Origin of the sequence: Yinghuangia aomiensis (assembly GCF_039542225.1) — a bacterium.
In the GTDB taxonomy this organism is placed as follows: domain Bacteria; phylum Actinomycetota; class Actinomycetes; order Streptomycetales; family Streptomycetaceae; genus Yinghuangia; species Yinghuangia aomiensis.
This window is the reverse complement of the sequence record NZ_BAABHS010000031.1, coordinates 31,308-48,257: the sequence shown is the minus strand read 5'-3', so window position 1 is coordinate 48,257 and position 16,950 is coordinate 31,308. Positions and strand designations below refer to the sequence as shown.

General features: G+C 72.9%; 20 protein-coding genes. 11 read left to right on the top strand and 9 right to left on the bottom strand.

What is annotated here, in order from left to right; genetic code table 11:
- Positions 1-8 precede the first annotated feature (8 nt).
- Together argG and ABEA93_RS32340 are read right to left on the bottom strand one after the other, a co-directional pair.
- Positions 9-1,466: an argininosuccinate synthase gene (gene argG, locus ABEA93_RS32345; protein ID WP_345679439.1), complete on the bottom strand. Its 1,458-nt coding sequence runs from the start codon at positions 1,464-1,466 to the stop codon at positions 9-11.
- A 287-nt stretch (positions 1,467-1,753) separates the two neighbouring features.
- Entirely contained in the window at positions 1,754-3,616 is a 1,863-nt protein-coding gene (locus tag ABEA93_RS32340) for a glycoside hydrolase family 3 protein (protein ID WP_345679438.1), read from the bottom strand.
- Between the two features lie 119 nt (positions 3,617-3,735).
- Here ABEA93_RS32340 and ABEA93_RS32335 point away from each other — a divergent pair, with 119 nt between their 5' ends.
- Positions 3,736-4,815 carry an Lrp/AsnC family transcriptional regulator gene (locus ABEA93_RS32335; protein ID WP_345679437.1) on the top strand — a complete coding sequence of 360 codons (1,080 nt, stop codon included), beginning with the start codon at positions 3,736-3,738 and terminating at the stop codon, positions 4,813-4,815.
- A 21-nt stretch (positions 4,816-4,836) separates the two neighbouring features.
- Here the strand turns inward: ABEA93_RS32335 and ABEA93_RS32330 are convergent, their stop codons facing one another.
- Both ABEA93_RS32330 and ABEA93_RS32325 read right to left on the bottom strand, forming a co-directional pair.
- Positions 4,837-5,364 carry a nuclear transport factor 2 family protein gene (locus tag ABEA93_RS32330; protein ID WP_345679436.1) on the bottom strand — a complete coding sequence of 176 codons (528 nt, stop codon included), beginning with the start codon at positions 5,362-5,364 and terminating at the stop codon, positions 4,837-4,839.
- A gap of 69 nt (positions 5,365-5,433) precedes the next feature.
- Positions 5,434-6,024 (bottom strand): TetR/AcrR family transcriptional regulator, encoded by a 591-nt coding sequence (locus ABEA93_RS32325; protein WP_345679435.1) that lies wholly within the window; start codon positions 6,022-6,024, stop codon positions 5,434-5,436.
- A gap of 101 nt (positions 6,025-6,125) precedes the next feature.
- On the opposite strand from ABEA93_RS32325, the gene ABEA93_RS32320 reads away from it, so the two are divergent.
- The 5 genes from ABEA93_RS32320 (at position 6,126) to ABEA93_RS32300 (ending at position 8,891) form a co-directional block, all read left to right on the top strand.
- Entirely contained in the window at positions 6,126-6,539 is a 414-nt protein-coding gene (locus ABEA93_RS32320) for a VOC family protein (RefSeq protein WP_345679434.1), read from the top strand.
- Positions 6,540-6,579: 40 nt separating this feature from the next.
- Positions 6,580-6,759 carry a ribbon-helix-helix domain-containing protein gene (locus ABEA93_RS32315; protein ID WP_345679433.1) on the top strand — a complete coding sequence of 60 codons (180 nt, stop codon included), beginning with the start codon at positions 6,580-6,582 and terminating at the stop codon, positions 6,757-6,759.
- Entirely contained in the window at positions 6,749-7,123 is a 375-nt protein-coding gene (locus tag ABEA93_RS32310; protein WP_345679432.1) for a VOC family protein, read from the top strand. The genes ABEA93_RS32315 and ABEA93_RS32310 overlap by 11 nt, the downstream gene beginning before the upstream one ends.
- On the top strand, positions 7,116-7,985 hold the full coding sequence (locus tag ABEA93_RS32305) for a class I SAM-dependent methyltransferase (protein WP_345679431.1): 870 nt from the start codon (positions 7,116-7,118) through the stop codon (positions 7,983-7,985). Before ABEA93_RS32310 ends, ABEA93_RS32305 begins: the two co-directional genes overlap by 8 nt.
- Before the next feature lie 153 nt (positions 7,986-8,138).
- Positions 8,139-8,891, top strand: coding sequence for a dienelactone hydrolase family protein (locus ABEA93_RS32300; RefSeq protein WP_345679430.1), 753 nt, complete (start codon positions 8,139-8,141; stop codon positions 8,889-8,891).
- A gap of 23 nt (positions 8,892-8,914) precedes the next feature.
- On the opposite strand, the gene ABEA93_RS32295 is transcribed toward ABEA93_RS32300, so the two are convergent.
- Complete coding sequence (locus tag ABEA93_RS32295; protein WP_345679429.1) at positions 8,915-9,733, bottom strand: YqjF family protein; 819 nt, start codon at positions 9,731-9,733, stop codon at positions 8,915-8,917.
- A gap of 234 nt (positions 9,734-9,967) precedes the next feature.
- Here ABEA93_RS32295 and ABEA93_RS32290 point away from each other — a divergent pair, with 234 nt between their 5' ends.
- Positions 9,968-10,369 (top strand): hypothetical protein, encoded by a 402-nt coding sequence (locus ABEA93_RS32290; RefSeq protein ID WP_345679428.1) that lies wholly within the window; start codon positions 9,968-9,970, stop codon positions 10,367-10,369.
- A 24-nt stretch (positions 10,370-10,393) separates the two neighbouring features.
- Here the strand turns inward: ABEA93_RS32290 and ABEA93_RS32285 are convergent, their stop codons facing one another.
- The gene (locus tag ABEA93_RS32285; RefSeq protein ID WP_345679427.1) at positions 10,394-10,762 is read right to left on the bottom strand and encodes a YciI family protein; all 369 of its coding nucleotides are present in this window, start codon (positions 10,760-10,762) and stop codon (positions 10,394-10,396) included.
- Between the two features lie 156 nt (positions 10,763-10,918).
- Between ABEA93_RS32285 and ABEA93_RS32280 the strand changes: the two genes are divergently transcribed.
- Positions 10,919-12,352: a pyridoxal phosphate-dependent decarboxylase family protein gene (locus ABEA93_RS32280; protein ID WP_345679426.1), complete on the top strand. Its 1,434-nt coding sequence runs from the start codon at positions 10,919-10,921 to the stop codon at positions 12,350-12,352.
- Between the two features lie 67 nt (positions 12,353-12,419).
- On the opposite strand, the gene ABEA93_RS32275 is transcribed toward ABEA93_RS32280, so the two are convergent.
- Entirely contained in the window at positions 12,420-12,869 is a 450-nt protein-coding gene (locus tag ABEA93_RS32275) for a PPOX class F420-dependent oxidoreductase (protein WP_345679425.1), read from the bottom strand.
- Positions 12,870-13,068: 199 nt separating this feature from the next.
- Here ABEA93_RS32275 and ABEA93_RS32270 point away from each other — a divergent pair, with 199 nt between their 5' ends.
- Positions 13,069-13,599 (top strand): GNAT family N-acetyltransferase, encoded by a 531-nt coding sequence (locus ABEA93_RS32270; RefSeq protein WP_345679424.1) that lies wholly within the window; start codon positions 13,069-13,071, stop codon positions 13,597-13,599.
- A 457-nt stretch (positions 13,600-14,056) separates the two neighbouring features.
- Here the strand turns inward: ABEA93_RS32270 and ABEA93_RS32265 are convergent, their stop codons facing one another.
- Together ABEA93_RS32265 and ABEA93_RS32260 are read right to left on the bottom strand one after the other, a co-directional pair.
- Entirely contained in the window at positions 14,057-14,482 is a 426-nt protein-coding gene (locus tag ABEA93_RS32265) for a glutaredoxin family protein (RefSeq protein ID WP_345679423.1), read from the bottom strand.
- Between the two features lie 74 nt (positions 14,483-14,556).
- On the bottom strand, positions 14,557-15,999 hold the full coding sequence (locus ABEA93_RS32260; protein ID WP_345679422.1) for an MFS transporter: 1,443 nt from the start codon (positions 15,997-15,999) through the stop codon (positions 14,557-14,559).
- A gap of 109 nt (positions 16,000-16,108) precedes the next feature.
- Between ABEA93_RS32260 and ABEA93_RS32255 the strand changes: the two genes are divergently transcribed.
- Together ABEA93_RS32255 and ABEA93_RS32250 are read left to right on the top strand one after the other, a co-directional pair.
- Positions 16,109-16,390 (top strand): metal-sensitive transcriptional regulator, encoded by a 282-nt coding sequence (locus tag ABEA93_RS32255; RefSeq protein WP_345679421.1) that lies wholly within the window; start codon positions 16,109-16,111, stop codon positions 16,388-16,390.
- A 148-nt stretch (positions 16,391-16,538) separates the two neighbouring features.
- Positions 16,539-16,808 (top strand): heavy-metal-associated domain-containing protein, encoded by a 270-nt coding sequence (locus ABEA93_RS32250; protein ID WP_345679420.1) that lies wholly within the window; start codon positions 16,539-16,541, stop codon positions 16,806-16,808.
- Positions 16,809-16,950: the final 142 nt, after the last annotated feature.

The window sequence follows — 16,950 nt, the reverse complement described above, 5'->3', positions numbered from 1 at the left end:
CGTCCGGCTTAGTCCACGCCGAATTCCATCGCGGCGCGGTCCAGCAGCTGGTCCTCGATCTGCTCTTCCTCGTCGACCTCGCCGCGGGCCGCGATGGCCTCGGCGCCGCCCTCGGGCAGGTTGCCGATCAGGCCGGTCGCGGCCGCCTGGGCGGCGCCCATCGCGGGGTGCGCGGTGCCGATCAGGCCGATGCCGGTGTAGAGCTCCAGCTTGGCGCGCGAGTCGGCGATGTCGAGGTTGCGCATGGTCAGCTGGCCGATCCGGTCGACCGGGCCGAACGCGGCGTCCTCGGTGCGCTCCATCGACAGCTTGTCCGGGTGGTAGCTGAACGCCGGGCCGGTGGTGTTGAGGATCGAGTAGTCCTCGCCGCGGCGCAGCCGCAGGGTGACCTCGCCGGTGACGGCCGCGCCGACCCACCGCTGGAGCGACTCGCGGACCATCAGCGCCTGCGGGTCCAGCCAGCGGCCCTCGTACATCAGGCGGCCGAGGCGGCGGCCTTCGATGTGGTACTGCGCGAGGGTGTCCTCGTTGTGGATCGCGTTGACCAGCCGCTCGTAGGCGGCGTGCAGCAGAGCCATGCCCGGCGCCTCGTAGATGCCGCGGCTCTTGGCCTCGATGATCCGGTTCTCGATCTGGTCCGACATGCCCAGGCCGTGCCGGCCGCCGATGGCGTTGGCTTCCATGACCAGGTCGACGGCGGAGGGGAACTCCTTGCCGTTGATGCTGACCGGGCGGCCCTGCACGAAGCCGATCGTGACGTCCTCGGTGGGGATCTCCACGGAGGGGTCCCAGAACCGCACGCCCATGATCGGGTCGACGGTCTCGACGCCGGTGTCCAGGTGCTCGAGGGTCTTGGCCTCGTGGGTGGCGCCCCAGATGTTGGCGTCCGTCGAGTAGGCCTTCTCGGTGCTGTCCCGGTAGGGGAGGTCGTGCGCGACCAGCCACTCGGACATTTCCTTGCGGCCGCCCAGCTCGGTCACGAAGTCCGCGTCGAGCCAGGGCTTGTAGATCCGCAGGTTCGGGTTGGCGAGCAGGCCGTAGCGGTAGAACCGCTCGATGTCGTTGCCCTTGAACGTCGACCCGTCGCCCCAGATCTGCACGTCGTCCTCGAGCATGGCCTGCACCAGCAGGGTGCCCGTGACGGCGCGGCCGAGCGGCGTCGTGTTGAAGTAGGCGCGGCCGCCGGAGCGGATGTGGAACGCGCCGCAGGCGAGCGCGGCCAGGCCCTCCTCGACCAGCGCCGCACGGCAGTCGACCAGGCGTGCGACCTCGGCGCCGTACGTCTTGGCGCGGCCGGGCACCGACGCGATGTCGGGCTCGTCGTACTGGCCGATGTCGGCGGTGTAGGTGCACGGGACGGCACCCTTGTCGCGCATCCACGCGACCGCGACCGACGTGTCGAGCCCGCCGGAGAAGGCAATGCCGACCCGCTCGCCCGCGGGAAGAGAGGTGAGGACCTTGGACATGGGAAGAGTATGCAGGGTTTCGCATGAACATGCAAAGCCGGTTTCTGCGGCGCGTCGGCGGGATCCCCGCCGCAGAGCCGCCGAGCGCTCCGCCTAAGCCCCGGCGGTCTCGTCGCGTCGTACGGACAATACGCCCTGAAAGTCGGACAACCGGCCGAACGCCGCCACCAGGTAGAGCAGGGTCGCCGCGCCCATCTACGCCGGCCCAGCCACGCCGGCCATCGCCACCGCGCAGGTCAGCCACACGCCCGCGGCGGCGATCCGCGTGGGACGCGCGAGGGAGCGGATCACGCGTAGTCCTCGCCTTCTGCAGAAGCGTCGGGCTGTGCGTGGGGTCCTGTGCCGGCTGATCTGCCGGGCGGTGCGTCGGGGGTGGTGCGCGGCGCGGACGGGTGCCCGAACCGGAACAGCGGGTCGGCGGTGTCGAACGGCACGTCCTCGCGCGATTCCTCGACGGCGCGCATCGACGACGGCAGGTCGAACGGCAGCCGCCCGACGGCCTGCGCGCGGCCGAACACGACGTCCAGCACGAGGTCGTCCGCCGCGCCGAAGTCGCCGAGCAGCAGCGCCGTGCCGTCCACCAGCCCGGTGAGCACCGCCGGCCGGTCGAGGCACACGCTCACCGCGAGCGGCACCGCGGCGCCGAGCTTGCGGAGCCGGTCGAGTTCCTCGGCCGGGAACTCCAGGGACCCGGCGTGGAAGCCGCCCTCCAGGAAGCCGTCGCGTTCCTCGTAAGGGGCGCCGAGGCGCACGACCGCGGCGTCGGCGTCCTCGGGTCGGGCGACGACGGTGCCGTACGCGGCGGCGGCCTCCGGGCCGACGTTCTCCACGTAGATCCGGCCGCCCGCGGGCAGCGGATCCCCGGTCAGCCGGACGAGGGCGCGCTGTTGGACGGTCCGCCCGAGCGCGCGCGTTTCCGCGGCGCCCACCAGCTCCTCGGCGGCGTCCGCGTCGACGTACGGGTCGTCGAACAGCCCGAGCCGGAACTTGTCGCGCAGGATCCGCCGCACCGACGCGTCGATCCGCACCTCGGTCACCGCGCCGGACCGCACCGCGTCCACGATCAGCTCCGGCCGCGTCTCGCCGCCGAACTGGTCCACGTCCGCGTCGAGCAGCATCCGCACCTGCTCCTCCAGCGGCAGGTGCTCGACGCCCCAGTTGCGGGCGGGCAGCGTGCCGCGGCCGGGGATCGTCATCCCGGCGAGCAGGTTGAAGTCGGTGCAGATGACGCCGTCGAAGCCGAAGCGCTCACGCAGCAGCCCGACGAGGACGTCGCGGTTGAAGCACGCGCCGACCTCCGCCATGCCCGTGCCGGCCGGGATGCCGTAGCCGGGCATGACCTGCGCGCAGCCGGCCTCCAGCGCGGCCCGGAACGGCCGCAGGTGGTAGTCGAGGTTGCCGCCCGGATAGGCGCCGAAGCGGCCGTACGAGAAGTGCGGGTCCTCACCGTCCGCGGTCGCCCCGCCGCCCGGGAAGTGCTTGACCATGCACGCGACGCTGTCCGGCCCCAGGTCCGCGCCGCCCTGGAAGCCCTGGATGTACGCGACGAGCATCCGCGACGCCAGGCCGGCGTCCTCGCCGAACGTGCCGTGGATCCGCGCCCACCGCGGCTCGGTCGCCAGGTCCGCCATCGGGTGCACCGCGACCCGGATGCCCACCGCGCGCAGCTCGCGCGCCGCCGCGGCGGCGAACTCCTCGACGAGTGCGCCGTCGGCCGTCGCGGCCAGCCCGATCGGCTCCGGACCGCGGCTGAACCCGCCGGTCAGATGCGCGACCAGCGGATTCGCCGCGAAGCCGTGCCGCGGGTCGGACGCCAGCGTGACCGGGATGCCGAGCCGCCGAGCCGCCGCCAGATCTTGCAGGTGATTGTTCCAGCGGGCCATCACCCCCGGCCCGGGCATGGTCATCAGCAGGAAGTTGGTGATGCCCAGGTCGCTCAGCTCGGCGGATTCCTCTGGGAACACGCCGGGGTTGAGGGTAAAAATGCGCCCGTGGCACATCTGCGCGGCCTTTTCGGCCAACGTCATGCGGGCGAGCAGGTCCGCGACCCGGTCCGCCACGGGCAGGCGCGGGTCCTCGTACGGCTCCATCGTGCCGTTGTGGTTCAGATCGCGGAACAACGTCCCGTCGTGATGGCGCAGCAGTTTCACCGTTCGTCCTTGCGGGTGTCGTCGGCGGTACACGGACCGGCCGGGGATCACCGCCAGAGTTGCCGGTGCACGCCGCACGTCCGCGCGGATGGCCGAAGTCGTCCTGAGGGGCCCTACCGATGCGCGATTTGAACGCCTCACCCGGCCCCGATGCTCTGGATGAACTCGACCTGGCGCTGGTGAACGCCCTCCAGCTCGCGCCGCGCGCGTCCTGGTCCGACCTGGCCCCGGTCCTCGGCGCCGCTCCCGCCACGCTGGCGCGGCGGTGGCGGCGGCTGACCGGGACGGGGGCGGCCTGGATGACCGGCTTCATGGGCGTGCCGCAGGGGATTCCCTCGCAGGTCGGCAAGGCGGTGCTGGTCGAGATCACCGTCGCACCCGGCCGCATCCCGCACGTGGCCGCCGAGCTGTCGCGGCAGCCGAACATCATCAACATCGAGTACCTGACCGGGGGGCGCGACCTCTTCGCCTGCGTGTACGCGCCGGACGCGGGGCGCCTCGCGCACTACCTCCAGGTGCGGCTGCCCGCGGTGCCGGGCATCACCGGGATCCGCGTGCAGATGCCGCTGCGCCTCTACAAGGACTCGGCCGCGTGGCGGCTGCGGGCGCTGGACCGCGACCAGCGGCGGCAGCTCGTCGAGCTGGGCCGGGTGACCGCGCCGGCGCCGTTCGCCCTGGACGCCGACGACCTGGCGATCGTCGGGCAGCTCGGGCCGGACGGCCGGCTCAGCACCGCCGAACTCTCCCGGCGCCTGGGACTGAGCGGCGTGACGGTGGCGCGGCGGCTTTCACGGCTGATGGGGGCCGGATATGCGCGGTTCCGGTGCGAGGTCGCCCGGTCGTTGACCGGCTGGCCGTGCACGGCGACCTGGTGGCTGCGGGTGCCGCCGGACGAGCTGGACGCCACCGCCGCCGAGCTGTCCGAGGGCGGGGACGTGCGGATGTGTGCGACGGTCACGGGCCCCGCGAACCTGATCCTGGTGATGTACCTGCGGTCCGCGGCCGACGCCGGCCTGCTGGAAGCCGACTGGGCGCGCCGCTTTCCGCGGATGGCCGTGCAGGACTCGGCGATGACGCTGCAGGTCGTGAAGTGCCTCGGCCGGCTCGTCGACACGAACGGGTTCGGCACCGGGTTCGTGCCGCTGGGGATGGCCGACGAGGGCGGAGCGGAGCGGGGGAAGGCATCGGTGCCGGCGTGACCGCGCCGGCACCGCACGGCCTCAGCCCAGGAACTGCCGCGACGGGTCGGCGCCGTCCCGGGACGACCCGCCGTCGTGCTTCTCGATCGCGGTCATCGCCGCGTCGTGGAGCGTCACCGACTGCAAGTCCGGGACGTGGCGGCGCTCGTCGATGGCCCAGCGGCCGTCCCGCAGCGACCAGCGGTCGAGGTAGCGGCCGCGTACGACCGTCTCCGCCGTGCGGTCGGGGCCCGCGGCGGACTGCAGGGTGACCGTCACGTACGACTCGCTGACCGCGGTGTCGCCGTCGACCTCGACGAGGGCGTTGGTGATCTGGTGCGAGTGCCCGGTCATCCCCTCGTGCTGGACCCACACCCAGTCGACGAACTCCGCGCCGGTGCCCTGGAAGAACGGCCGGTAGTCGGCGGTCCCGCCGGTATGCCAGACGGCCAGGGCCGCGTCGCGGTCCATCCGGTCCAAGGCGCGGCAGTAGCGGTACAAGACCTCGGTGATGGCCTGCTTGGCGAGCAGGACGGACAGGGCATTGCCGGACACGGCGTCGTCGGTCATGGCGCCCGAGTATTGCCTGACGACCTATCAGAAACAAGGTGATCGGAAAGCCCCGTGCGGCGGCCTTCGTCAGGTCCGGAGCGACCGCAGCATTCGCCCCAACGCGGCCTGGGTGTCCGCCAAGGCGCCGTTCGGCGGTGCGGTGGCGAGCCACAGCGCGGCCTCGTTCATCGCGCCGGACAGCAGGTGGACCAGCGGTGGGATCGGCTGCCGCGCGATCACCCCCGCCTCGGCCAGCTCGGTCAGCGCCTCGGCCAGGTGCCGGGCGGACGCGGCCTCGTCCATGGCCCGCCACTCGCTCCAGCCCAGCACCGCGGGCCCGTCGACGAGCATGATCCGCTGCCGCCGCGGATCGGTGGCGGCGGCCAGGAACTCCTCGCATCCGGCGGTGAGGCGGGTCCACGGGTCGTTGTGCGCCTCGGCCGCCTCGGCGACCTGCCCTCCGACCTCGTGCTGCACCTCGTCCAGCACCGCCCGGAAGAGGTCGGCCTTGTTGGCGAAGTGGTGGTACAGAGCCCCCTTGGTCACCTGCGCGGCAGCCACGATCTCCGCCAATCCGACCGCGCCGTAGCCCCGTTCGGCGAACAGACCGCGCGCCGCGCGCACCAGTGCCCGCCGGGTCTCCTCCCGCTGCCGTGCCCGCACGCCCTCGTTCCGCATGCCGCTCCCTCCGCGACCGACCGGTCGGCCCGCCGGTTGACATACCGATGGTACGCGAATAGCTTCTTTCGCATACCGATGGTATGCGAAAGGGGAGCGCCATGCGTCCGACCAGCCTTTATCCCGTGATCGGTACCGCGAAGATCGACGAGTCGCGCGACTTCTACACCCGCCTCCTGGGCTTCGAAACGACGTTCGCCGCGGACTGGTACGTGAGCCTCCGCCTCCCCGGCGACCCCGGCCACGAACTGGCCCTGCTCGACCACGCCCACCCGACCATCCCGGCCGGCTACCGGGTGCCCGCCCAGGGCGTCCTGCTCAACTTCGAAGTGCCGGACGTGGACGCGGAATGGGACCGCCTGGTCGTCCGCGGCGGGCTCGCGCCGCTGCTCCCGATCCGCGACGAGGACTTCGGGCAGCGCCATTTCATCGTTGCCGACCCGAACGGCGTGCTGATCGACGTCATCACCCCCATCCCGCCCACCGCCGAGTTCGCGGAGCAGTACACGGATTAAGGGCGTGCGCGCCGACGACTAGATTGCTAGCATCCTAGTTATGGCGGCCGAACGACAGGTCAAGCAGTTCAACGTCTACCTACCGGTCGACCTCGTCCGCGAGGTCAAGCATCACGCCGTCGACACGGAGCAGTCACTCTCCGCAATAGTCGAAGCGGCACTCACGCAATACCTCCAACGCGCGGCGGACGCCGGAAAGGAGCACACCGATGGCGACTGAAGGCATCGAAGGATTCCTCGTCGAGACCCGCAACTACGGTGCGACGGCGGCGTTCTGGAAGTCCCTGGGCTTCCGGAGCGTGCTGGAGACCGAGCACGGCTCCGGGCACTGGGCCCACCCGTCCGGCGGGCCGTACGTGTTCATCGTCGAGCAGCAGGACCGCGAGCTGACCACGTACCCGGTCCTCAAGGTCGCCGACTCCGCGGCGTTCGCCCCCGAACGGGAGCCCGACTTCGCGCAGCCGTTCACGCCCACCCACTGGGGTGTCGACCAGGCACTCGTCCGCGACCCGGACGGGCGGATCGTCGCCCTCGAAGCCCCGCTGCCGGAAGACAGGCAAGCGGACGGACACCATCATGGCTGAGCCCGTGCGCCCGGACGGCGAGCAGGAGCCCGACCACACCGCCGTGCGCGTCGCCCTGTGGCGCGCCCTGCACGTGCAGGCCGACGCGCCGCCGCACGTCCTCGACGACGAGGTCGGCCTGAAGCTCGCCGACCCGGGCGACGACTGGCGGGCGCGCGGCGACATGACGATGCCCGGCGTCGAAGGGGTCCGTGCGTCGATCGCCGCCCGCGCCCGGTTCGTCGAGGACCTGGTCGCCGAACAGGCCGACGCGGGCGCGACGCAGTACGTTGTGCTCGGCGCGGGCCTGGACACCTTCGCCCAGCGGCGCCCCGAAATCGGCTCCCGGATCCGGGTGTTCGAGGTCGACCAGCCCGGCACCCAGGCGTGGAAGCGGCGCCGGCTCGCCGAACTCGGCTATGCCGTCCCGCCGTGGCTGAGCTTCGTCCCCGTCGATTTCGAAGCGGGCGACTCGTGGTGGGAGCGCCTCAAGGCCGCCGGCTTCGACCCGGCGCAGCGGACGGTCGTCGCGTCGACCGGAGTCAGCATGTACCTGACGCGCGAAGCCAACATGGCGACGCTGCGGCAGGTCGCCGAGCTGGCACCCGGGTCGGTGTTCGCGGGCACGTTCCTGCTGCCGCTGGACATGCTCGAGCCGGACCAGCGGGCGGTGCAGGACTTCTCGATGCGGAACGCCGCCGCGTCGGGCACGCCGTTCCTGAGCCTCTACGCGCCGGACGACATGAAGTGGGCGGCGTGGGACGCCGGGTTCTCGAAGGCCCGGCACGTGTCCCCGGACGAGTTGGCGGAGCGCTACTTCGCGGGCCGCCCGGACGGGCTCCGGCCGCCGCGGGCCGAGCAGTTCCTGGTCGCCGAGGTGTGACCCGGCGGGGGCCCGGCACCGGGCCCCCGCCTGCGGGTTGTCCGCTGCACGCGGACCGGCCGCGTTTCCCGCCGCGGGAGCGATCACCGGCGCATATCGTGGCGCACGCGGCTCGGTGGGGCCGCGTCCGCTACGGGGAGAGGCAGCGCCGGAATGAACGTCGTCGGGCAGGACGTGGAGATCGATGTCGACGGTTCGGCCATGGCCGCCTACACCGCCCGGCCGGCCGACGCCCGGCTGCGGCCCACGGTGCTGGTGTGCTCGGAGCTGTGGGGGCTGACCGACGACGTCCGGGCGCTCGTCCGGGACGTCGCCGCGCTCGGCTACGTCGCCGTGGCGCCGGACCTGTACCACCGCCTCGACGCCGACACCGCGCGCGGATTCGCCGAGACCGACGCCAACCGCACGCGCGCCTTCGAACTGGTCGCGCAACTGACCCCTGAAGGCGTCGAGCAGGACCTGCGCGCGTCCCTCGACTACGCGCACGCGCGGGCGGACGCCGCGGGAAAGCCGGGCATCCTCGGCATGAGCCTCGGCGGCCACCTGGCGTTCTACGCCGCGAGCCGCCTCGACCTCGCCGCGGCGGCGATCTACTACCCGGGCTGGCTGCCGGTCGCCGGGACGGCGCTCAGCCGTCCCGAACCGCTGCTCACCGTGGCCCCCGCGATCGCGGAACGCGAGGTGCGGCTGGAGCTGTTCTTCGCCGAACTCGACCACGTCATCGACGCCGGGCAGCGCGACACGATCGCCGCCGGGCTCACCGCGGCGGGCGTGCGCCACGAGATCACGGTGTACGAAGGCGCGGCCCACGCCTTCTTCTTCCCGGGGCGGGAGCCGTACGACAAGGCGGCGGCGGACGACTCGTGGCAGCGCGTGTCGGGACTGTTCAGGGCCGAACTGGGCTGACGCGCGGGCACCTCGCCGGTCGCCTAAGGGCACCGCAGCGGCGGCCCGAACCGGGTCCGCACCCCCGGCGAGAACAGCACGCTGACCGGGGGACCGGACACCGGCGGGAGACCCGCGCCGACCAGCAGGTCGTCCTCCCACGCCAGCAGCTCGGCGTGCCGCAGCGGCCACGGCGGGTGCTCGTTCGGCAGGTACAGCGTGCGGCCGTGCCAGGCCACGTGCAGGCCCCAGCGGGCGGTGAGGAAATCGGCCAGTTCGTCGGCCTCGTACGGGGGGCCGACGCGGATGTGGACGCTGCCGCCCGCGCCGCGCGGTCCGGGAGCGCGGCGGACCGTCGTGTAGCGGAATTCCGGGTGTTCCGCCGTCCCGAGCCGCTCGACGCGCATCCGCGCCCACATGTACGGCAGCGCGAACGCCGCCCGCGCCACGGCCACCGGCAGCAGCCGCGCGGCCTCCAGGGAGCGGAAGACGACGCCGCGCCGCCCGGCCCGGTCGACCGAGTACAGCCGCACGTTGGTCTCGGCGAAGCTGCCGAAGTAGGGGATCGCCGGGCGCGGGCCGAGCGAGATGCGGTCCATGCGGAAGGGCACCAGGCCGACGTAGGTGACGCCGTCGATCGTGTCCGGCACCGTGCCGGGCGGCAACAGCGGTGCGACGAGGGCAGGTTCGACCGGCCAGTGGAGGAACGTCAGGTCCAGCCAGCCCTGCGCGAGCAGGATGGGACGCACGGGGCGCGGCGCGGTGCGGGTGACCGGCTCGGGCTCGGGGGACAGCGGCGACGAGGGGGCCGACGGGTGCGGCGCCTCCGGGTGCTCGGGCTGCCGCGGCGGGGAGGTGGCCATGCCCCAGTGTGCCGCGGACGGGCGCCCGGCGCCCCGCCCGCGTGCCCGCGCATTGCGCCGCACCCCGCACCCACGCCCCAAGGTCCCGGTCGGCCGAACGCACGGCGGCCAAATGGGTGCACAGGCAGCGACGACGGACTCCGCCCCGTCACCCGGCGTAAGCGCTCGAACCGGTCGGCTGCTTTGCCGTGCCGATTGCGGTGCAGGGCCCGCCCGGCCGGGTAGCCCGACAGTATGCGACTCGGTAAGAAAACCCCGCCGCCGATGCGCGTGGCGGTGATCGTCCACGAGCCCGAGTCCGGCCCGGCCTCGCCGCGCGGCGCCCGGCGCCCCGGCAAGCGTGTCGTCGTCGCGGGCTCCCTCGCGGTACTCCTCGCGTGGCCCGCCGTGCGGGCCGCCCGTGCCCGCTGGAACCCGCCGCCGCCGGAACTCGACCCCCCTATTCCCCCGACCCGCGCCGACCCCGAGCGTCCGCCGCCGCAGTTCCACCTCGCGCCGGGACCGCTCGCGGGCCACTTCGAGCCCCGCGAACCGATGGAGATGCCGCACAAGCACATGCGCGACCGGACACTGCCGCAGGAGCTGACCGGATACGGCAACTTCGGAACGCGGCCGCGGCACCCGCCGGAGGAGTGAAGCAGACCGCCGACGACGGCCGCGTCACTCGCCGCCCATGCCGAACCAGTCGTGGACGGCGCGCACCTCCACCGCCACCACATGGAAGTCCAGGACCCGCCGGGCGATCTCCACCGCCCGCTCCCGCGACGCGCACTCGACCACGTAGTACGCCGTGACCTGCTCGGTCGCGGACGTCAGCGGCCCGCCCGCCGAGGATGCCGGCTTGGCGCCGCGCCACCGCAGCGCGGTCGTGTCGGCCGGATAGCCCAGTCCCGCGCCGTTGAGCATCTCGCCCGTCTCCGCCAGATCGCGGTGCAGCGCTTCGTGGCGGGCGAACACGTCGGCGCGCTCCGCCTCGGTCATCGCGGCGGTGGCGGCCGGGTCGGCGTACATCAGCACCAGGAACTTCATGCCGTGGTCCTCACCGCGAACTCCATGCCGGGCTCCTCACCGGGGACGTCCATTCCGCGATCCTCGCATCGATCCGCCAACTTCCCTGGCATTCCAGGCCAGTTCGCGCGTTATGCAATCGGTGCGCGGCGGCTGCCGGGCTGATTGACTGGCAATATGACCGACCCGATCGACGACCGCGACGAAGCCGCCGCCGCGCTGGAGCGGGTGTTCCGGGCCGCGGGCCCCTACCTCGACGGGCTGCCCGACCGGCCCGTGCGCGACGCCAAGGCCGAAGACCTGCTGCTCGGCCACCTCGGCGGGCCGCTCCCGGAAACCGGCGACGGCACTCTTGCCAGCGTCGAAGAGCTGCTCCGGATCGCCACCGAAGCCGCCACCGGAACCTCCGGCCCGCGCTTCTTCCACCTGGTCGTCGGCGGGGCGACCCCCGCCGCGATGGCCGGCGACTGGATCACGTCACTGGTCGACCAGGCCGCCGGGCTGCACGTGGCGTCACCGCTCGCCGCGCGCGCCGAGACGACCGTCCTCGCGTGGCTCAAGGACCTCTTCGGCATCCCCGCCTCCTACGGCGGCGTGCTCACCCCCAGCGCCACCCTCGCCCACGTCACCGGACTCGCCTGCGCCCGCACCTGGTGGGCCGGGCAGCACGGCGTCGACGTCGCCGCCGACGGGCTCTCCGGCCTGCCCGCGATGCCCGTCCTCACCAGCGGCCTCGTGCACCCGAGCACGCGCAAGGCCCTGCAGATCCTCGGTTGCGGACGCGACACCCTCCGCACGTTCTCCCGCGACGACACCGGACGCCTGGACCTCCGCGCGCTGGCCGACGCCCTCGCCGTACTCGACGGCGCCCCCGCGGTGGTCGTCGGCAACCTCGGCGACGTCTACTCGGGCGACTCCGACCCGCTCGACGCGCTGGCCGACCTCGTGGAACGCCACAACGCCTGGCTGCACGTGGACGGCGCGTTCGGCCTGTTCGCCGCCCTGTCGCCGCGCACCGCGCACTTCGCCCGGGGTGTCGAACGCGCCCACTCCGTCACCGCGGACGGCCACAAGTGGCTGAACGTCCCCTATGAGAGCGGCTTTTCCTTCGTCCGCGACCGTGAGTTCCTCGCCCGCGCCTTCGGCGGCTGGGGCGTCTCCTACCTGCCGGAGGCCGACGGCGCGGAAGTCGACTACAACACGCTCGGCCCGGAATCCTCGCGCCGCGCCCGCGCCCTGCCGATCTGGGCGACCCTGCGCGCGTACGGCCGCGACGGCTACCGCGCGATGGTGGAACGCCACCTCGACGCCGCCGCCCACCTCGGGCGCCTCCTCGACGCGTCCGACGACTTCGAACTCCTCGCCCCCGTACGGCTCTCCATCGTCTGCTTCCGCTACCGCCCGCCAGGCGTCCCGGACGACCGCCTCGACGACTTCAACACCCGGCTCGGCGAAGCCGTCCTGCGCGACGGCCGCTTCTTCGTCGGCACGGCCGCCTACCGCGGGGCGAAAGTCCTGCGGTGCGCGCTGGTCAACTGGCGGACGACGGACGCCGACGTGGAGGCGCTGCTGCCGGTACTGCGCGAGGTGGGGCGGCAACTGGCGGAATGACCGCGCGCCGGCTTCCGCGGGGCCGCCGGATCCCGGCCGCCCCGCGAAGCCGGCGCCAGGGCGCTCGTCAGTCTTCCGCGGCGATCTGCCGGGCGCCGCCCGGCTGGTCGCTGTCCTTGAGCCCGCCCCAGCCGTGCCAGCGGTCGATCTCGATCCAGGCGCTGACCCGGGCCCGGTCGCGGATCGCGTACGCCTCGCCGCCGTAGTGCCGGGAGAGCCGGTCGATGTCCGCCAGGTCCTTGTCGTCGCGGAACTCCACGACCCGGCCGATGAGGGACAGGTGGGTGTACCAGTTGCCCTCGTCGAGGATGGTCAGCGTCACGCGCGGGTCGTTGCGCACGTGGTCGAGGCGGCGGCGCCCTTCGTCCATGTTGACCAGGACGCGGCCGTCGTCCTCCCACAGGTACCAGGTGGCGGTGGAGACGGGCTGGCCGTCCTTGCGCAGCGTCGTGATGACGGCCGGGTTCGCCTTGCGTGCCATGGCGATCGCCTGCTCGGGCAGCGGCGGCTTGCTCACAGGGGTGTCCTTTCGGTCGCGCCGCGGCACCGGGGACCCGTGGTCGACGAACACGCCCGGCGGGTGCCCGCGGCTTCGGTCATGCCCCAGCCTTGCACCTGCCCGGGGGCAAGGCCGGGCGTGTCGCACCATGATCGGCAAAAAGAATGCGCGCCTGCCCCGCCCCGGCGCCGTCGGCCCCTCCGCGATGATGAGGATCATGAAGTACGACGTGCGCCGCATCGAGGCAGGGGAGTGGCGCGAACTCCGCGCCATCCGCCTGGAAGCCCTCGCGGACTCCCCGAACGCCTTCGGCACCAGCCACGGCGCCGCGGCCGCCCTCCCCGACAGCGCCTGGCGGGAACGGGCCGCCCGCGCCGCGACCGCCCCCGACGACGCGCTCTTCGTCGCCCTCGACGAAACCGGCACCTGGACCGGCACCGCCGCGGCCGCGCCGATCCCCGACATCCCCGGCACCGCCCATGTCCACGCCGTGTACGTCACCCCACCGCACCGCGGCCCCGACGGCCCCGCGCGCGCCCTCATGGACACCGCCGTCGACTTCGCCCGCGCCCACACCGCCTGCGCGTGGCTCACCCTGGGCGTCCACGAGGACAACCACCGTGCCCGCGCCTTCTACCGGCGCCTGGGCTTCACGGACACGGGCAAGCGGGTGCCGTACCCGCTGGACCCGGCGAAGGTGCTGCACATTCTGGGCTGCCCGGACTTCCGTGCGCCGCAGGGCGGTTGAACGTCGTCGAGGGAAGGCGGGGCCAAGAGAGGACCCGGCAGGCCCGCGTCGGGACGTGAGCGGGCTGGTCGGCCCGCCCACGCCGCGCGCGGCCTGCCGCGGCGGCGAGACGAACGGCGATGGGCGCTCGGTGGGAGGCCCGCCGACCGGCGGCGAGGATGGCCGATTCCCATAACTCGCCACGCGGGTGGGCTGGTTGCGCTGTCCGGTGGAGCCGGGCTGACAGCCTAGGCCCAGCCACGCGGAGCCGCTTGCGTTCAGCCGGGACAGCGCGGCGGAGGCAGGCCAAGGGGTGCCGGTGATCCCTGGCCTGCGCCGCGCGTGCCCGCGGCCTGCGGCATCGGGTGCGGTCCCGCTTGGGTCAACTTCCGCAGCGCGGCACTCAGCAGGCACGCCGCGAGGCATTTCGCCACGGGGTGCCGCAACGCCCGGCGCAAGGTCTCCGGGGGCGGCGGGGTCACCGGTCTTCGCCCGTCGGCCGCTCGCCGCACGGGCGAGGTGCCCGGCCGTCGGGCTGTTCCTCCGGCCGTTCCGCCTGCTCGCCGGGCCGATCGTCGTCGGGCCGACCACCGGCCAGGCCCCCGCGCCGCCCCTCGGGGACTCGATCGCCCGGTAGTTCCCCCGCCTTCCCGGCCCCCGCGCCGCCCCATCCGGCGATCATCCGCTCCACCTCCGCCGCGTCCGGCTCCACCACCAGCGTTCCGTCCGGCAGGGTGAGCGTGGGGACGCGCCGGCCGCCCTGTTGCAAGCGGTAGACGGCCTTGCGGGCCTTCTTGTCCTCGTCGATGTCGAAGTACTGGTAGGGGATGCCGCGTTCGTCGAGCAGGGCGCGGACTTCGGCGACGGTCGGGCACCAGGACGTTCCGTACATGCAGATCTCCACGGCGCGTACTCCTTCGTCAGGGGGATGGACACGTGCCGCCGACCGGGTCCGGTCGGCGGCACGGGGGCCGGGGCTCAGGCGACGTCGGCCGTCTCCCGCTCCGCGGCCTCGGCGTCGGCCGGGGCGGACGAGCCGCGCAGGGTGACGATCGCCAGCAGCGCACCCGCGGCGGCGATGCCCGCGGCGCCGAGGAAGGCTGCGGAGAAGCCGTCGGTCAGGGCGGACGCGTTGCCGATCCGCCGCGAACCGTGCGCGGCGGCGACCGCGGTCATCGCGGCCAGGCCGAGCGCCGAGCCGATCTGGTACGAGGTGTTGACGATGCCGGACGCCAAGCCGCCCTCTTCCGGCCGCGCGCTGGAGATCGCGGTGCCGAGCGACGGGATGAAGGCCAGGGACATGCCGGTCGCGGCCACCAGCGACGCGGGCAGCACGTCGACCCAGAAAGTGCCGTCGGCCCGGACGAACGACAGCCACAGCATGCCGCCCGCGAGCAGCGCCATGCCGGCGACGATCAGGTTCTTCGGCCCGAACTTGGCGATCAGGCGGGGCGCCACCGTGATCATCATGACCATGATCGCGACGGTCATCGGCAGCAGCGCAGAGCCGCTCGCGAACGCCCCCAGACCCAGCACCTGCTGCAGGTAGAGGTTGAGGAAGAACCACATCGGCACCCACGCGCCCGCCATCAGCAGCTGGGCGAGGTTCGCGCCGCCGAGGTCCGGGGTGCGCAGGATCCGCAGCGGCATCAGCGGCTCGGCCTTCTTCGCCTGGACCAGCAGGAACAGCAGCACCAGGGCGAGGCCGCCGGCCAGCACCAGCAGGGTCTCCGCCGAGCCCCAGCCGACCTCGGGCGCGCGGACCACCGAGTACACGACGACGGCGAGGCCGCCGGTGGCCAGGATCGCCCCCAGCCAGTCGATCGAGCCGCGGCGCGCCGGGGCGGACGGCATCAGCGACGGAGTGAGGACCAGGGTGAGCGCGACGACCGGCAGGTTGATGTAGAACACCCACGGCCAGCTCGCGTACTCGGTGATCAGGCCGCCGAGGAACACGCCCGCGGTACCGCCCGCGGGGGCCGCCGCGCCGTACAGCGCGAACGCCTTCGTCAGTTCCTTCGGGTTGCCGCCGAACAGCATCATCAGCAAGGTCAGCGCGGACGGGGCGATCAGCGCGGCACCGGCGCCCTGTACGGCGCGGCCGGCCAGCTCGACCCACACTTCGCCGGCCAGTCCGGCGACCAGCGACCCGACGCCGAGCACCACCCATCCGGCGGTGAACATCCGCTTGGCGCCGAACAGGTCGGACAGCCGGCCGCCGAGCAGCAGCAGGCCGCCGAAGGCGATCACGTAGGCATTGAAGACCCAGGACAGGTTCTCCTGCGAGAAGCCCAGGTCGGTCTGCATGTCGGGCAGCGCCACGCCGATGATCGACGTGTCCATGATGACCATGAACTGGGCGAGCGCGATGAGCGCGAGTGCCGCCCAGCGGCGCGGGTTGGGTACATCGGGCGCGGACATCTCCACCACTTCCGATACGGGGTATAGGTACCTCTGGATTTCCGAACGGCGCCGAACATACCCTAGGGGGGTACCGTATGTGAAGACGAAAGTTCGAGGAGGAGCTCCGATGGCCGGATATGCGGCGGACAAGAAGGCCTGCATGGCGCGGTTGAAGCGGGCAGAAGGCCAGGTCAGGGGCCTGCAACGGATGGTGGAAGAGGACGCCTACTGCCTGGATGTACTGACTCAGGTCTCCGCGATCACCAAGGCCTTGCAGGCTGTGGCGCTCAAATTGATGGACGACCACCTGGGTCATTGCGTGGCCGCGGAGGCGGTCGAGGGCCGCGGCGCGATCGAGGTGAAAGTGCGCGAAGCGACCGAGGCGATCGCCCAACTGGTGCACGCCTGAGGGGTGTTCGTCGAACCTGCGGACCCATCGCCGGGGATCGGGTCGGGGGGACGGCTTGACAAGATACCCGAGGGGGGTATGTTGTGAGTCGTGAAGCCGCCCGGACCGACCGGCGGCGCCCCCCACGATCCCGCCCAGGAGGCATCCCATGAGCACCACCACCGCGACCACCGCCGAGTACTCCGTCTCCGGCATGACCTGCGGGCACTGCGTCTCGTCGGTCACGGCCGAGGTGAGCAGGCTCGACGGCGTCACGGCCGTGAACGTCGACCTGGCAGCGGGCCGGGTGACGGTGTCCGCGGCTGGGGCGATCGACGACGCCGCGGTCGCCGCCGCGGTCGCCGAGGCCGGCTACCGGGTCGTCGAGGCCCCGAAGGACGAGAACCCGGGCACGTCCTGCTGCGGGAGCTGCCACTGAGCGGCGCCGATACCCGGCCGGGGTGTCGGCGAGCCGAGCCGGCACCCCGGCCGACACTCCGGCCGGGACCGTGGCCCGCGCACGCCGGCGCCCGAGCGCCCCCCCATGACCGAACCCCGAGCACCACCCCACGAAAAGGAGA

What these genes read in the sequence shown, in the direction of transcription:
- ABEA93_RS32250 (WP_345679420.1), top strand. Translation starts at nt 16,539, where the DNA reads ATGAGCACCACCACCGCGACCACCGCCGAGTACTCCGTCTCCGGCATG.
- ABEA93_RS32285 (WP_345679427.1), bottom strand. Translation starts at nt 10,762, where the DNA reads ATGAAGTTCCTGGTGCTGATGTACGCCGACCCGGCCGCCACCGCCGCG.
- ABEA93_RS32255 (WP_345679421.1), top strand. Translation starts at nt 16,109, where the DNA reads ATGGCCGGATATGCGGCGGACAAGAAGGCCTGCATGGCGCGGTTGAAG.
- ABEA93_RS32270 (WP_345679424.1), top strand. Translation starts at nt 13,069, where the DNA reads ATGAAGTACGACGTGCGCCGCATCGAGGCAGGGGAGTGGCGCGAACTC.
- argG (WP_345679439.1), bottom strand. Translation starts at nt 1,466, where the DNA reads ATGTCCAAGGTCCTCACCTCTCTTCCCGCGGGCGAGCGGGTCGGCATT.
- ABEA93_RS32290 (WP_345679428.1), top strand. Translation starts at nt 9,968, where the DNA reads ATGCGACTCGGTAAGAAAACCCCGCCGCCGATGCGCGTGGCGGTGATC.
- ABEA93_RS32325 (WP_345679435.1), bottom strand. Translation starts at nt 6,024, where the DNA reads ATGCGGAACGAGGGCGTGCGGGCACGGCAGCGGGAGGAGACCCGGCGG.
- ABEA93_RS32320 (WP_345679434.1), top strand. Translation starts at nt 6,126, where the DNA reads ATGCGTCCGACCAGCCTTTATCCCGTGATCGGTACCGCGAAGATCGAC.
- ABEA93_RS32295 (WP_345679429.1), bottom strand. Translation starts at nt 9,733, where the DNA reads ATGGCCACCTCCCCGCCGCGGCAGCCCGAGCACCCGGAGGCGCCGCAC.
- ABEA93_RS32335 (WP_345679437.1), top strand. Translation starts at nt 3,736, where the DNA reads ATGCGCGATTTGAACGCCTCACCCGGCCCCGATGCTCTGGATGAACTC.
- ABEA93_RS32280 (WP_345679426.1), top strand. Translation starts at nt 10,919, where the DNA reads ATGACCGACCCGATCGACGACCGCGACGAAGCCGCCGCCGCGCTGGAG.
- ABEA93_RS32260 (WP_345679422.1), bottom strand. Translation starts at nt 15,999, where the DNA reads ATGTCCGCGCCCGATGTACCCAACCCGCGCCGCTGGGCGGCACTCGCG.
- ABEA93_RS32315 (WP_345679433.1), top strand. Translation starts at nt 6,580, where the DNA reads ATGGCGGCCGAACGACAGGTCAAGCAGTTCAACGTCTACCTACCGGTC.
- ABEA93_RS32300 (WP_345679430.1), top strand. Translation starts at nt 8,139, where the DNA reads ATGAACGTCGTCGGGCAGGACGTGGAGATCGATGTCGACGGTTCGGCC.
- ABEA93_RS32305 (WP_345679431.1), top strand. Translation starts at nt 7,116, where the DNA reads ATGGCTGAGCCCGTGCGCCCGGACGGCGAGCAGGAGCCCGACCACACC.
- ABEA93_RS32310 (WP_345679432.1), top strand. Translation starts at nt 6,749, where the DNA reads ATGGCGACTGAAGGCATCGAAGGATTCCTCGTCGAGACCCGCAACTAC.
- ABEA93_RS32330 (WP_345679436.1), bottom strand. Translation starts at nt 5,364, where the DNA reads ATGACCGACGACGCCGTGTCCGGCAATGCCCTGTCCGTCCTGCTCGCC.